We start from the raw sequence: 13,139 nt of genomic DNA on the forward strand, positions 1-13,139 counted from the left end.
TCAGGTCATGGGGTGCATGATTTCGACCTCGTCCCCGTCTCTGACCGCTGTGTAGAAACAAGATCGACGGTTGGTGTGGCAGGCCGGGCCGGTCTGGCGCACAAGGACAAGCAGGCAATCCCGGTCGCAATCCACGCGGAGATCAACCAATTCCTGCACATGGCCCGAGCTTTCACCCTTGATCCAGAATGACTGGCGCGAGCGGGACCAATAGGTAACGCGTCTGGTTTCGAGCGTCTTTTCAATGGCGCTCTGGTTCATCCAGGCCATCATCAATACCTCGCCCGTATTTTCGTCCTGAGCGATGGCTGGAATCAGCCCAGCCTCGTTGAATTTCAAACTCGATGCATCGAACGCGACTGAGGAAGACATGACAAAAACCTTTTGCATCCCGGTGGATGGCCACTATGTATTGGGAACATTCAACGAGGGAAAGCCATGTCCGGCGAGAATGACCTGATAAAGCTATACTCTGGCCGAATTCTGGCCCTTGCTGCTGACATCCCACACCTATGCCGGCTTGATGATGCTGACGCTACGGTGAAAAAACGCTCGCCCCTATGCGGGTCGACCATCACGGTTGATGTCAAAGTTCAGGATGGCAGAATTTCAGAGTTCGGTCAGGACGTGAAAGCCTGCGCTTTGGGACAGGCCTCCGCTTCGGTTGTTGGCGGGGCAATCGTCGGAACAACGCGTGCTCAGGTCGAAAAGGCGCGCGAGCAACTGTCCGCCATGCTGAAAAAGGATGGATCGGCACCCGAGGCCCCATTTGATGGGCTAGAGGTTTTGATGCCCGCACGGGAATATAAGAACCGTCATGCCTCGATCCTGCTGGTTCTTGATGCAACCGCAGAGGCATTTGAACAGGCGGAACGTGCAAATTGCGCCTAAACATGGTTTTGACGGGCGAAACGTTATAGCCTTTCGGAATAAACGAAGGGAATTCCAGTTTTGAACGGTTTACTTGAGCATTTTGTCACGCTTTGGGTTGTTATTGATCCTATTGGAACAATCCCGGTCTTCATCGCTGTTACCGCAGGGCTTGGGGCCGCTGCACGCCGCAAAATGGCGCTTGTGGCCTCGCTTATCAGCGCCGGGATTCTGTTGTTTTTCCTGGTCTTCGGGCAACTGCTGATCGAGGCACTGGATATCGGCCTGAACTCTTTTCAAGTCGCTGGCGGCATTATCCTTTTCCTGTTCGCGCTGACCATGATTTTTGGCGAGCCCAAACAGGAAGTCGAGCAGCGCGCTGCCGAGGACGACATCAAAGACGAACTCCACAAACACAACCCAGCGATCTTTCCACTTGCCGTCCCCTCGCTTGCCTCACCAGGTGCGATGCTGGCCATCGTCATCTTGACCGATAACAACAGGTACAGTGTTGCTGATCAGGGGATCACGGCTTTGGTCATGCTGTCGGTTGTTGCGATTGCCTTTGTCCTGATGTTGCTGGCCGAACCGATCATTCGGCTGATCGGCCATTCAGGCGCCGCCATCATCAGCCGGGTCATGGGGATGATCCTGGCATCGGTCGCAGTGAACTCGGTTCTGTCGGCTTTGTTGGAAATTATGAAAACCGGCCAGCTTTAAAAAAAGACCGCCGCACCTTCCGGGCGGAAAGGGCGGCGGCAGGTAATGCGTTTCTCATGTGGGGTCCGGATATCCGCGCGGGGCCGAGGCATGGCCCTTCAAGGGTATTGGGACAGGCAGGTCACCCTTGATTGAAATGGGGATGACAAGCGCGGCGTGATCGGCACGAGATCGCAGGCAGAAAGGCTTAATACGTTCCGGGAAGATGAAGTGCGACCATAAGTATGACCACCAGTGCAACCGCACCTGCTGCGTCCTGCAACAGCGTCGACTGGGAACGACTTAGGGTGGTCTTGATCTGGGTCAGCATATGGGTTCCTCCGGTCAGGGTTTTAATCCTTTGTTGACCTTTTGTTCTCATATTTTGATGTCTTGGTAAAGAACTTTTTGAGAACATTTGTGAACTAATGTTCCTGTTTTCGTCTAACCAACTGATATCAAACGGATTGCCTGATCCTGTTTCATCAGCCACAAAAGAACACGAGCCGCCTTGCCCCTTTGCGTTTCAAGTTTGGCGTCCGCGCCCAGCAGAGCCCTTGCGTCAGACTGCGCAACTGCCATCAAACCGGCCTGCCTTTCCAAATCGGCGATACGAAACTTCGGCAGACCTGACTGCGCGGTACCGATCAGATCGCCCGCTCCGCGCATTTGCAGGTCTGTCTCAGAGATTTTGAACCCGTCTTCGGTTTCGCGCAGAACTTCCAGCCTTTTGCGCCCCCCTTCGCCGAGGGGCGGCTGATACATCAGCAGACATGTCGATTCTGCCTCGCCTCGCCCAACACGGCCGCGAAGCTGATGCAGCTGCGCCAGGCCAAAAATCTCGGCCCTTTCGATGACCATGATCGAGGCATTTGGAACATTCACGCCAACCTCGATTACCGTGGTCGCCACCAGAACTTTGGTTTGCCCCTGCTGAAATGCCTTCATCGCAGCGTCTTTGTCGGCGGGCGGCATTTGGCCGTGAACCAGCCCCACGATCCCGTCCCCCAAAATTGCTCGCAGCCTTTTGAACCGTTCCTCGGCAGCTGTCAGATCCGATACTTCGGATTCATCGACAAGCGGGCAAACCCAGTAGCATTGGCGGCCCTCAGCAATAGCTTTTTGCAGATGCGAGACAACTTCTTGAATCCGTTCAGTGCTCACAACCGCTGTTTTGACAGGTTTACGCCCCGGCGGCTTTTCATCAAGCACGGACACGTCCATGTCACCGTATTGAGTCAGGGCCAGACTGCGTGGGATCGGCGTTGCTGTCATGACCAAAACGTCCGCCCCCCTGCCTTTTTCCGACAGCTCCATGCGTTGACGGACCCCAAATCGGTGCTGTTCGTCGACGATTGCCAGCCGTAATTCCTGAAACGCGACATCGCTTTGAAATACGGCGTGAGTGCCCACCAAAATGTGAATATCCCCCCGTTGAAGCGCCAACAGCTTGGCACGCCGATCCGCCCCCTTGTCGCGACCGGTCAGGATTTCCAGAACCACGCCCGCCTCTTCGGCGAGGGGGCGCAACCCTTCCAGATGCTGCTGAGCGAGTATCTCGGTTGGGGCCATCATGACGCCCTGCCCGCCCGCCTCGACCGCGACCAGCAGCGCCATGAACGCAACCAGAGTCTTGCCGGACCCAACATCCCCCTGAAGCAATCTGTTCATGCGCGTATCGGAGGCCATATCCCCTGCGATCTCTTGAATTGCGCGCTGTTGGGCGTTGGTGGGCTTGTATGGCAGGTTCGACAACACACGGGATTGCAGCTTGCCCGTACCAGCGCTGGCGATCCCCTTGACCCTGCGCTCTCTTTGGCGGGCCAATGCCAACGTAAGTTGATGCGCGAACAGCTCATCATAGGCCAAACGCTCATGCGCTGGAGAAAAAGACGCTACATCATCCGCACCCTGCGGATTATGCGCTGCTTGTACAGCGCTCAGCCAGTCTGGCCAGTTCTCTTTTGCGACCTGCGCGGGATCAATCCATTCCGTCAATTCCGGCGAGAGTGCAACCGCGCTACGCGCGGCCTTGAAGGCAGTTTTCTGGGTCAGCCCCTGGGTCAAATGATAGACAGGCTCAAACTCAGGGATATCCTTTGCATCCGCAGGCGGCAGCATGTGATCCGGGTGAACCATCTGAGCAATGCCGTCGAAAAGCTCGATCTTGCCAGAAATCACCCTGCGCGCGCCTTGAGGGAGCACTTTTTGCAAGTAATCGCCGCGGGCATGAAAGAACACCAACTGAAATTCAGTCTGGCTGTCTTCAACATGGACACGGTACGCACCGCCCTTGTTTCTAGGGGGGCGATGGATGCCAACGCTGACTTCTACGGTCAGCGTCGAGGGCAAATCCACGCCCTGAATGGTGTCTCTTCTGCGCCGATCAATCACCGCATAAGGCAGCCCGAACAAGACGTCGCGCGGGGTCTCGACACCTGACTGCGCCAAGACCTGAGCCGTCTTCGGCCCCACGCCGTCAAGCGTTTCCAGCCGCGAAAACAGCGGGAACAGAGATTCGGGACGACCACTCATTTGCCGTCGATCAGCTGCAACCAGCCATCTTCGTCGAGCGTCTCGATCCCAAGCTCAGCCGCCTTTTTCGCCTTTGATCCAGCGCCCGGTCCTGCAACCAAAAGATCGGTCTTTTTGCTCACTGACCCCGACACTTTAGCGCCCAGTGCCTCGGCACGTGCTTTGGCTTCGGCGCGGGTCATCTTTTCAAGCGTTCCCGTAAAAACCACTGTCTTCCCCGCAACAGGGCTGCCCGAGGTATCGGGCCGTTTCGCGTCTTGGACATCAAGCTGAGCCACAAGATCGTCGATGCTCTGCCGTTCGGCAGGTTGGGCGAAGGCTGAAACCAATGCGCGGGCCATAACCTCACCAACACCGTCAACGTTCAGCAGCTCATCCCATTCTGACCCGGTCTGACAATGCGCTATGGTAACCGCTTTTTCCAGCTCATCCCATGATCCGTAATGCGTTGCGATTAGGTTCGACGCTGCCTCGCCGACATGTCGAATGCCCAGTGCAAACAGCAACCGACCCAGTGGAATAACTCGTTTTTCATCAATCGCTTGCCACAGATTGGTGGCGCTCTGCGCCCCCCATCCCTTGCGATTAGCCAGCCTGTTCGGGTTTACACTATCTCGTTGTTTCAGAGTAAAAATGTCAGCCGGGGTCCGAACTGGCAGATCGGGATCATCATAGAACATCTCAATCTGCTTTGCTCCAAACCCTTCGATGTCAAAGGCCTTGCGTGAGACGAAATGCTTCAATTTCTCAACGGCTTGCGCAGGGCAGATAACGCCACCGGTACAGCGACGGACCGCGTCACCTTCCTCGCGGATCGCATCGCTGTGACATTCGGGGCATTTTTCCGGGAAGATGAACTTTTCGGCATCATCCGGGCGTTTCGAAATGTCGACATCGGCAACCTTCGGGATCACATCGCCGGCGCGATAAACCTGAACCCAGTCGCCGATCCGAATGTCTTTGCCTTCGCGTATCTCGCCGCCTTTTGCGTCTTTACCAGAAATGTAATCTTCGTTGTGCAACGTTGCGTTCGACACGACCACACCGCCGACAGTAACCGGGTGCAGCCTGGCCACCGGGCTCAGCGCGCCGGTGCGGCCGACCTGAATGTCGATCGCTTCAAGACGGGTCCAGGCAAGCTCGGCCGGAAATTTATGCGCAATTGCCCAACGTGGTGTGCTGGACCGGAACCCAAGCCGTGATTGCAGCGCAAGATCGTTTACCTTGTAGACCACACCATCAATGTCATATCCAAGCGTCGCGCGCTGCAGCTCGATGCTGCGATAGTGATCCAGAATCTGCTTTGTATCCGCGCATAAACGGGTTAGCGGGTTGGTTGAAAATCCGAATTCCTTCAGGCGCTGTATGGCTTCGTATTGGGTGCTTGCCAGAGGCTCAGACAGCTCCCCCCAGGCATAAGCAAAAAACTTGAGGGGACGAGAACGGGTAATTGCGGAATCCAACTGACGAAGGGATCCTGCGGCGGCATTTCGCGGGTTGGCGAAGGTTTTTTCGCCTTTCTTGGACTGGCTCTCATTTAGACGATCAAAGTCTTCGTGAGACATATAGACCTCGCCGCGAACCTCAAGGATGTCTGGTGCGCCGGTGATTACCTGTGGAATATCCGATATGGTTAGCGCATTTGCGGTAACATTTTCCCCGACTTCTCCGTCTCCCCGCGTGGCCGCCTGGACAAGCCTACCCCTCTCATACCGAAGCGAAAGGGAGAGACCGTCGATCTTGGGCTCAGCCGTATAGCTCAATCCCGTCTCGTCATCCAACCCTAGGTATTTTCGGACAGATCGATCGAAATCAGAGACGTCCTCGTCTTGAAAAGCGTTGCCCAAAGACAGCATGCGCACGGCATGTGAAATCTTGGAGAACCCATCGGCGGGGCGGGCACCAACGATATCCGATGGGCTGTCAGATCGCTTGAGTTGCGGAAATCGCGACTCGATTTCTGAGTTTCTGAGTTTCAGCGCATCATAGTCGGCATCAGAAATCTCAGGCGCGTCTTTCTGATGATACAATGCGTTCGCATGATGTAAAAGCCCAGCCAGCCGCGCCAGTTCATTGCGTGCCTGATCTTCCGTCAGGTCTGATACAGAAATGGAATTGCTCATGCCCTCGCCCCGTCAACTGTTCTTGGAGTTCAGTGATAGGGCGAGGGCATGGCTAGGTCCAGACGTGCTGTTCAGTGAGCGAGGGTGTCGCCCCGGACCCTTGGCGACGTAAAACTTGCGCGCCTAGGCGCCAACCGCAATGCGAGGTTCGTCGACGCTGTTTTTCTGAGGATCGCGCAACACATATCCCCTGCCCCAGACGGTCTCGATATAATTTGCGCCGTCGGTGGCATTGCTAAGTTTTTTGCGCAATTTGCAGATAAAGACGTCAATGATCTTCAATTCGGGCTCATCCATTCCCCCATAGAGATGGTTAAGGAACATCTCTTTAGTCAGGGTTGTTCCCTTTCGAAGGCTCAGAAGTTCGAGCATTTGATATTCTTTGCCGGTCAGGTGAACGGCCTTGCCTTCCACTTCGACGGTTTTCGCATCCAGATTCACTGCAACGCGCCCGGTGTGGATTATGGATTGAGAATGCCCTTTTGAGCGGCGAATAATGGCGTGGATACGTGCAACCAATTCTTCTCTATGGAATGGTTTGGTCAGATAATCGTCAGCACCAAATCCGAAGCCTTTAATTTTACTTTCTGTATCGTCGGCCCCCGACAGGATCAGGATCGGCGTTTCCACCCGCGCAATCCGCAACTGGCGCAGCACTTCATGCCCGTTCATATCCGGAAGGTTGAGATCAAGGAGGATCAGGTCGTAATCGTAAAGTTTTGCGAGGTCGATCCCTTCTTCGCCTAAATCTGTCGCATATACGTTCAGATTGGCATGTGTCAGCATCAGTTCGATGCTTTTGGACGTGGTTGGATCATCCTCGACAAGAAGTATACGCATTTACTGCTCCAATTCAGCTCAATTTACCGATTAAAATCGAGCCTGCTCAAAAATGGTTAATCTGACGTTACCGTTGAATCATTTATTCACACTCTCCCTTAGGTTGTCGATATTTTTTTATTGTGGTGACCTTTAATGCGTCCGTTCCGTGTTCTGCGACCGCAGAAACCCAGGAATTAAATTCTTCATCGCTGAGGCCATATTGGTTTTTGGCTTCCGAAAGCGTGATCAATCCGTAAAGAACGCCACGGACTACAATCGCTTTACGGGATGCCACCCAGCGGGTTGTCTCTTTTGGCGGCAGATCAGCCCGGGATAAAACCGTTCCATCCGGCAGGGTTACCGACCTGGGTCCCTCTACTTTGTGCAAATACATCTTTCGGTCCTCTTCGTGCTGCGACAAAGCTGACACCATGCTACTTAATGTGTTGTGAAACCGCCCCTTGAGAGTATCTAGAATTTTCCTATATTCTGCCGGTCTTTCTTAACCCGTACTGGAACCGTCATGGCCCTCGACACCGAGACACCGCTGAACTCTCTTGGCTTTGCCAAGCCCCCGTCTGAAACGCGGGTGGTTGTTGCCATGTCCGGAGGCGTGGACAGCTCGGTCGTGGCCGCGCATTTGGCGGATCAGGGGTATGACGTCATCGGCGTCACCCTGCAGCTGTATGACCACGGTGCTGCGCTGGCCAAAAAGGGGGCCTGCTGTGCCGGTATCGACATTCACGATGCGCGCCGCGTGGCCGAGGAACGCGGGTTTCCGCATTACGTTCTGGATTATGAGAACATCTTCAAGGACGCCGTGATCGACGAATTCGCCGACAGCTATCTGGCCGGTGCGACGCCGGTTCCCTGCATTCGCTGTAACGAACGGGTGAAATTCAAGGACCTTCTGGAAACCGCCAAGGATCTTGAGGCTGATTGCATGGCCACCGGCCACTATATTCAGCGCAAGACAGGCTCCAACGGGCCTGAATTGCACAGCGCCGAGGATGCCAACCGCGATCAATCCTATTTCCTGTTCTCGACCACCCCGGAACAGCTGGATTTCCTGCGCTTTCCGCTGGGCCACCTGCCCTCCAAGGACGCAACGCGCGAAATGGCTGCGCAATATGGGTTGGCTGTTGCCGACAAGCCCGACAGTCAGGACATCTGTTTCGTGCCCAACGGCAACTATGCCAGCGTAATCGAAAAGCTGCGCCCCGGCGCGGCGGAACCGGGTGAGATCGTTCATGCGGATGGTCGTGTGCTGGCCCAGCATAACGGGGTAATCCACTATACCATTGGTCAGCGCCGCGGGCTTGGTATCGGAGGCCTCAGCGATCCGCTTTACGTGGTGAAGCTGGATGTCGACAAGAAACACGTCGTAGTCGGCCCCAAAGAGATGTTGGCCACCCGCACCATTCCGGTGCGTGAAATCAACTGGCTGGGCGATGAGCCGTTTACGTCACGCGATGAATGGCACGTCCTGGTCAAGGTTCGCTCGACCCGCCCCCCGCGTGAGGCCATCATCCGCCCGCTTTCGGACACCACGGCCGAGGTCGAGTTGCTGACCCCGGAAGAAGGTGTGTCGCCCGGTCAGGCCTGTGTCTTCTATGCGTCCGAAGGCAGCCGCATCTTTGGCGGCGGCTGGATTTGGCGCGGATACTAAACTGCGTCGGTCCACGAGTTGCTGAGAATATAAAGACCAGCGCAGATCATCACGTAAGGAACAAGCATCTCAAGCTTGCGCGCGATGCGACCACTGATGAGCGGAGATTTGGCGCCCAGCAGCGCCAGCGTGGCCAATCCTACCACGGCAAGCCCTGCGCCGAAGGCTCCGGCGATCCGAAAGCCTGGCGTTGAATCCGCCAATAACGGCGCCAGAACGGCCAAAGTGTCCATCGACAGGCTAGTAAACAGTAAGGTTGTCACCAAAATTGATGCTCCGGCTTCGAGATGCGCAGGAGTGTCGACGCCCTGCCCGCGCCATTGGCGGATGGCGGCCAGACAGCCCAGTGTCAGCGGGATCATCCCCAGATACCCGGCCCAGCCCGGTATTACGCCCTCGATCCCCATGGCGAACAGCAAGGACGCCGAAATCACCAAGCCCTGTGCGAACAGAAAGCCAAAGACGGCCCGCTTGTCCCCTGACACCAAGATCAGCGCCACCAAGGCGGCAAGATTATCCAGATTGGTCAGTATCAATGCCAGAAAGGCCGAAAAACCAAAGAGGATGAACTCGGCCATCAGGACGGCATTCTGGCCAACACGGCCTTTGCAGCTCTGAAACCAGGGGCGTCGCCGCCACGACCCAGGCGCTCCATTGTCAGATCCATCGCGCTGCGCTGCGCGTCAGGTTTCAGGGCGACCTCTCGTAGTGCTACGGCAATCTTGTCCGGCAGGCAGTCATCCAGCAGGCATTCCGGGATGGAACGCGTTTCCGAGACAAGATTGACCAATGTAACCGTGTCCAGATTGACCATACGTACTGCCAGTTTCTGGGTCAGCCAGCTGAGGCGGTAGGCAATCACCATGGGTGTTGCCTGGGCTGCAAGTTCAAGCGACACGGTACCCGATGCCGCCAGAGCAAGGTCCGCTGCGGCAAAAGCTGCGCGTTTCTGCTGAACCGCCTCTTCGGTCGGAACATTGCGCGGGTCGATCACGACGGGATTGCCTGGCCATGTCTGCAGATGTTCGGTTACGGCCTCGACCAAATGTGCAACCGCCGGAACAATAACCCGCGTACCCGGCCGGTCGGCTAGGAATTGCCCCAAGGCCTGACCAAATACAGGCGCCAGACGGTCAACCTCACCCTTGCGCGACCCCGGCAAGGCAAGAACCAGCGGAGCATCCCCAAGATCATAGGCGGCGCGAAACTCCTGGATATCGCGATCTGAGGCGATGGGTTCGCTTGCAACCGGATGGCCAACAAAATCGCATTCCATCCCGGCGCGTTCCATATAGGGCGGCTCAAACGGAAGCAACGCCAGCACATGGTCGATGACCTTGGCCATCTTATCCGCACGCCCCGGTCGCCACGCCCAAACGCTGGGGGCCACATAGTGGACGGTTCGAGTATCGCTTGCCGCTTTGACCAGCTTGGCAACGCGCAACGAGAAGTCCGGACTGTCGATGGTGATCAATACGTCAGGTTTGGTGTCCAGCACGGCCTGCGCTGTCTCAGATATCCGGCGCTTGAGGTGAAAGAATTTTGGCAATACCTCGATCAGGCCCATCACTGACAATTCGGACATCGGAAAGCGGCTGTTCAGACCCTGGGCCTGCATCAATGGTCCGCCGACCCCGTCGAATGTAACATCTGGGACAAGGGCACGTAGCCCTTCCATCAACGCGCCGCCCAATCGATCGCCCGAAGGTTCGCCGGCGACCAGAAACACCCGCATCAGTTGGTTCGCTCACGCACATAAAGGAACAAACCCAGGCGATTGCACTCAGCAATTACACGTTGTCGCTGCAATACAAGCACCCCGCCCTTTTCGATCACGATCCCGGACAAACCAGCTGCGACGGCGCTGGAAATGGTTTCAGGTCCAATAGCTGGCAGATCCGCGCGAAAGTCCTGATCGGGCTTTGGACCCTTGAAAAGCACCCCACCCCCCGCATCGGGCCGTTGAGTCAGAGACTCGAGCATCCATGCGGTGCCAAAAATTCCTTCGATCGCCAAAGCCTGCCCTTTGGAAACTGCACAGGCCTGGCCGATATCAGCTGCCCCCATGGCACGCAGGATACTGGATGCCCGATCCGCATCTGCGCGATCCGCGTCTGAGGGCTGTGCCTCTGTCAAACAACCAAGCGGAGGCAGCAGTTCAGGCGCAATCTCATGCGCGGCACGGACATTCAGGCCTGAGTTTTCGAATATCCCAATGACAGCCCGTAATGCGCCGTCATCGCCGGATTGAATTGCCTGCACCAGAATAGGCACCAACGGCATCGTCGCGGCATCAATGCGCGACGGGTCAACGGCGGGACGTTGAACCGCTCCGGCCATACAGATTTCAGTTACGCCACGGGTTTTGAGATCTGCGATGAATGATCCAAGCTGTTCCAGCGGGAAAACGATTTCGGCAGACAGAGTATCCGGGGCAAAGCCTTCCATCGCACAGATCAAGGGCCGTTCAGCCAGACAGGAAACCACTTCGTCCGGCAACACACCTGTTCCCGCGATCAGTGCCAACATGATATTACTTCCTCGGTGTCAGAAAGGACCGATCCGAATCGCCGGTTACGAAATTGACGATTTCGCGGACATATTCGCTTTCGGCATCTTCACCCAAGCGCTTGGCGCGGTCCATAAAAGTTCCGTCACCATCGGACAATTCGCGAAACGCTGCCCGTAAAGCTGAAATATCAGCTCGTGCGACACCACGCCGTTTGAGGCCAACAAGATTCAGGCCGTCCAGCTCGCCGCGAGGCGCTTGAACAAGCCCATAGGGAATCACGTCGTTGGGCACCATCGTCAGCGCGCCGATAATCGCCCCTCGGCCCACACGAACCCATTGATGCAAACCCGAAATCCCACCGACGATAACATCGTCTTCGATAATGCAATGTCCCGCGGCACCAGAATGGTTCACCATGATCACGCGATTGCCAATCTGAACGTCGTGAGCCACGTGAACACCAGCCATCAGCAAACAGTCATCGCCAATCCGGGTTACACCGCCACCGCCGTCTGTTCCAGAATTCACTGTTACATGTTCACGGATACGGTTTCGTTTGCCAATTTCCAGCCGCGTATCTTCACCGCCGAACTTAAGGTCTTGCGGGATTTCACCGATGACCGAAAAATTGAAGATTATGGTGTCTTCATCCACCTCGGTGTCACCGGTAACAACAACATGCGACTTCAGTTCTACCCGGTCTTTCAACCGCACCCTTGAACCAACAAAACAAAAAGGGCCGATGACACAGCCCTCTCCGATCTGAGCACCGTCTTCGATGATTGCGCTAGGGTGAATGCCGCTCATGTTGTCTTTTCCATGTCCCAATCAACATAGGCCGAGAACTCAGCTTCGGCTGCGACCTCTCCATCAACCGTGGCCCTGCCAGAGAACTTGAAAATCTTGCCACCCTTCTTGCCGCGCACAGTTTCAACATGCATCTCGAGCACGTCACCGGGCACGACTTTGCGGCGGAACTTGCACTTGTCGATATTCATGAAATAGATCAACAAGTCGCTGTCGATGACATCCATCCCAACGCCAAGCATAACACCTGCGGTCTGCGCCATTGCTTCAACAATGGTCACACCAGGCATGATCGGTGTACCAGGGAAATGGCCCTGGAAATGCGGCTCGTTCATGGTGACGTTCTTGATGCCGACCGCTGACTGATAGCCTGAAATCTCGACCACCTTGTCGACCAGCAGAAACGGATAGCGGTGCGGCAATATCCGTTGAATCAGCTGAATGTCGGCGCTTTTGGTGTCCGTGCTCATAGTTCTGATATCCTGTTCTGGATTTCTCTTTTCAATGTGGTTAGCAACACCGCGACCCGAGGGCAAGCAAACCTATTCGCCTGTACCTTCGTCAAGTGTTGTTCCATCACCAATGGCTGTATCAATTCGGGTGATGGCGGCATCTGTCACATCGGACAGATCCGAACTGAGAAACACGCTGGAGCGTTGAATAATGACCGAGGCGCCAGATTCGCGCAAAAGATCGATCAATACTGGGCGGGCGAGTTCAAAAAACATCTGTTGTGCATCTTCACTGCGACGCGCAAGGGCATCAAGCTTGGCGCGCTGCCCTTCTCGGTGGTTCTGAACCTTTCTGTCGAACGCCTCTGCGAGGGGACGAAATTCTTCAGCAGACAGAGAGGCGCGCTTTTCGGTGAGGTCCTTCTCCTCCGCGCTGAGCTCTGCAACGATCCGCTCGTTCTCGGCAGCAAGCAGAGTCCCCTCTGCTTCGATCTCACTGAGAATGCGACGTCCAAACGCCGAGTCAGAAAACAACCGTTCGCTGGAGATTGTCAGGACGCTGGCTTGTGTCACGCCAAGCTGCTGTCCGGTAACCGGTCCTGCCAGGGTTAAGGTCAGAAAAAGACACAGGGCCCGAATGGGGCCCTGCA

The 13,139-nt window shown here is 55.8% G+C and carries 15 protein-coding genes; 3 read left to right on the forward strand and 12 right to left on the reverse strand.

The window, feature by feature from the left end; translation table 11 throughout:
* A complete protein-coding gene (gene hisI, locus AC2FJW_RS00840) occupies positions 1 to 390 on the reverse strand; it encodes a phosphoribosyl-AMP cyclohydrolase (protein WP_281972122.1) in 390 nt (129 codons plus the stop codon).
* A gap of 48 nt (positions 391 to 438) precedes the next feature.
* Between hisI and AC2FJW_RS00845 the strand changes: the two genes are divergently transcribed.
* The gene (locus AC2FJW_RS00845; RefSeq protein ID WP_281972123.1) at positions 439 to 891 is read left to right on the forward strand and encodes an iron-sulfur cluster assembly scaffold protein; all 453 of its coding nucleotides are present in this window, start codon (positions 439 to 441) and stop codon (positions 889 to 891) included.
* Between the two features lie 60 nt (positions 892 to 951).
* A complete protein-coding gene (locus tag AC2FJW_RS00850; protein ID WP_142633886.1) occupies positions 952 to 1,590 on the forward strand; it encodes a MarC family protein in 639 nt (212 codons plus the stop codon).
* A 187-nt stretch (positions 1,591 to 1,777) separates the two neighbouring features.
* Here AC2FJW_RS00850 and AC2FJW_RS00855 read toward each other — a convergent pair whose 3' ends face one another.
* From AC2FJW_RS00855 to sciP, 5 genes are all read right to left on the reverse strand, one after another.
* On the reverse strand, positions 1,778 to 2,062 hold the full coding sequence (locus AC2FJW_RS00855) for a hypothetical protein (RefSeq protein WP_496749177.1): 285 nt from the start codon (positions 2,060 to 2,062) through the stop codon (positions 1,778 to 1,780).
* Positions 2,014 to 4,104 carry an ATP-dependent DNA helicase RecG gene (gene recG / locus AC2FJW_RS00860; protein WP_496748967.1) on the reverse strand — a complete coding sequence of 697 codons (2,091 nt, stop codon included), beginning with the start codon at positions 4,102 to 4,104 and terminating at the stop codon, positions 2,014 to 2,016. Before recG ends, AC2FJW_RS00855 begins: the two co-directional genes overlap by 49 nt.
* Positions 4,101 to 6,227 carry an NAD-dependent DNA ligase LigA gene (gene ligA / locus AC2FJW_RS00865; protein WP_496748968.1) on the reverse strand — a complete coding sequence of 709 codons (2,127 nt, stop codon included), beginning with the start codon at positions 6,225 to 6,227 and terminating at the stop codon, positions 4,101 to 4,103. The genes recG and ligA overlap by 4 nt, the downstream gene beginning before the upstream one ends.
* A 123-nt stretch (positions 6,228 to 6,350) precedes the next feature.
* Positions 6,351 to 7,067, reverse strand: a complete 717-nt coding sequence (gene ctrA / locus AC2FJW_RS00870; RefSeq protein WP_496748969.1) for a response regulator transcription factor CtrA — start codon at positions 7,065 to 7,067, stop codon at positions 6,351 to 6,353.
* Between the two features lie 82 nt (positions 7,068 to 7,149).
* Complete coding sequence (gene sciP, locus AC2FJW_RS00875) at positions 7,150 to 7,443, reverse strand: CtrA inhibitor SciP (protein WP_281994636.1); 294 nt, start codon at positions 7,441 to 7,443, stop codon at positions 7,150 to 7,152.
* 129 nt (positions 7,444 to 7,572) lie between these two features.
* Between sciP and mnmA the strand changes: the two genes are divergently transcribed.
* Complete coding sequence (gene mnmA / locus AC2FJW_RS00880; RefSeq protein WP_496748970.1) at positions 7,573 to 8,718, forward strand: tRNA 2-thiouridine(34) synthase MnmA; 1,146 nt, start codon at positions 7,573 to 7,575, stop codon at positions 8,716 to 8,718.
* On the opposite strand, the gene AC2FJW_RS00885 is transcribed toward mnmA, so the two are convergent.
* From AC2FJW_RS00885 to AC2FJW_RS00910, 6 genes are all read right to left on the reverse strand, one after another.
* The gene (locus AC2FJW_RS00885) at positions 8,715 to 9,296 is read right to left on the reverse strand and encodes a hypothetical protein (protein ID WP_271947048.1); all 582 of its coding nucleotides are present in this window, start codon (positions 9,294 to 9,296) and stop codon (positions 8,715 to 8,717) included. The genes mnmA and AC2FJW_RS00885 overlap by 4 nt on opposite strands.
* On the reverse strand, positions 9,296 to 10,453 hold the full coding sequence (gene lpxB, locus AC2FJW_RS00890; RefSeq protein WP_496748971.1) for a lipid-A-disaccharide synthase: 1,158 nt from the start codon (positions 10,451 to 10,453) through the stop codon (positions 9,296 to 9,298). Before lpxB ends, AC2FJW_RS00885 begins: the two co-directional genes overlap by 1 nt.
* Positions 10,453 to 11,247, reverse strand: a complete 795-nt coding sequence (locus tag AC2FJW_RS00895; RefSeq protein WP_496748972.1) for an LpxI family protein — start codon at positions 11,245 to 11,247, stop codon at positions 10,453 to 10,455. Before AC2FJW_RS00895 ends, lpxB begins: the two co-directional genes overlap by 1 nt.
* A gap of 4 nt (positions 11,248 to 11,251) precedes the next feature.
* Positions 11,252 to 12,037, reverse strand: coding sequence for an acyl-ACP--UDP-N-acetylglucosamine O-acyltransferase (gene lpxA / locus AC2FJW_RS00900; RefSeq protein WP_271947043.1), 786 nt, complete (start codon positions 12,035 to 12,037; stop codon positions 11,252 to 11,254).
* A complete protein-coding gene (fabZ, locus tag AC2FJW_RS00905) occupies positions 12,034 to 12,507 on the reverse strand; it encodes a 3-hydroxyacyl-ACP dehydratase FabZ (RefSeq protein ID WP_496691266.1) in 474 nt (157 codons plus the stop codon). The genes lpxA and fabZ overlap by 4 nt, the downstream gene beginning before the upstream one ends.
* Positions 12,508 to 12,579: 72 nt before the next feature.
* Positions 12,580 to 13,062: an OmpH family outer membrane protein gene (locus AC2FJW_RS00910; RefSeq protein WP_496695397.1), complete on the reverse strand. Its 483-nt coding sequence runs from the start codon at positions 13,060 to 13,062 to the stop codon at positions 12,580 to 12,582.
* Between the last annotated feature and the right edge of the window lie 77 nt (positions 13,063 to 13,139).

Source organism: Ruegeria sp. CDSA020 (assembly GCF_059612345.1).

Bases quoted from the DNA above. Each gene is read 5' to 3' on its own strand.
- hisI (WP_281972122.1), bottom strand. From the start codon at position 390: ATGCAAAAGGTTTTTGTCATGTCTTCCTCAGTCGCGTTCGATGCATCG.
- AC2FJW_RS00895 (WP_496748972.1), bottom strand. From the start codon at position 11,247: ATGTTGGCACTGATCGCGGGAACAGGTGTGTTGCCGGACGAAGTGGTT.
- ligA (WP_496748968.1), bottom strand. From the start codon at position 6,227: ATGAGCAATTCCATTTCTGTATCAGACCTGACGGAAGATCAGGCACGC.
- AC2FJW_RS00845 (WP_281972123.1), top strand. From the start codon at position 439: ATGTCCGGCGAGAATGACCTGATAAAGCTATACTCTGGCCGAATTCTG.
- sciP (WP_281994636.1), bottom strand. From the start codon at position 7,443: ATGTATTTGCACAAAGTAGAGGGACCCAGGTCGGTAACCCTGCCGGAT.
- mnmA (WP_496748970.1), top strand. From the start codon at position 7,573: ATGGCCCTCGACACCGAGACACCGCTGAACTCTCTTGGCTTTGCCAAG.
- lpxB (WP_496748971.1), bottom strand. From the start codon at position 10,453: ATGCGGGTGTTTCTGGTCGCCGGCGAACCTTCGGGCGATCGATTGGGC.
- ctrA (WP_496748969.1), bottom strand. From the start codon at position 7,067: ATGCGTATACTTCTTGTCGAGGATGATCCAACCACGTCCAAAAGCATC.
- lpxA (WP_271947043.1), bottom strand. From the start codon at position 12,037: ATGAGCGGCATTCACCCTAGCGCAATCATCGAAGACGGTGCTCAGATC.
- AC2FJW_RS00885 (WP_271947048.1), bottom strand. From the start codon at position 9,296: ATGGCCGAGTTCATCCTCTTTGGTTTTTCGGCCTTTCTGGCATTGATA.
- recG (WP_496748967.1), bottom strand. From the start codon at position 4,104: ATGAGTGGTCGTCCCGAATCTCTGTTCCCGCTGTTTTCGCGGCTGGAA.
- fabZ (WP_496691266.1), bottom strand. From the start codon at position 12,507: ATGAGCACGGACACCAAAAGCGCCGACATTCAGCTGATTCAACGGATA.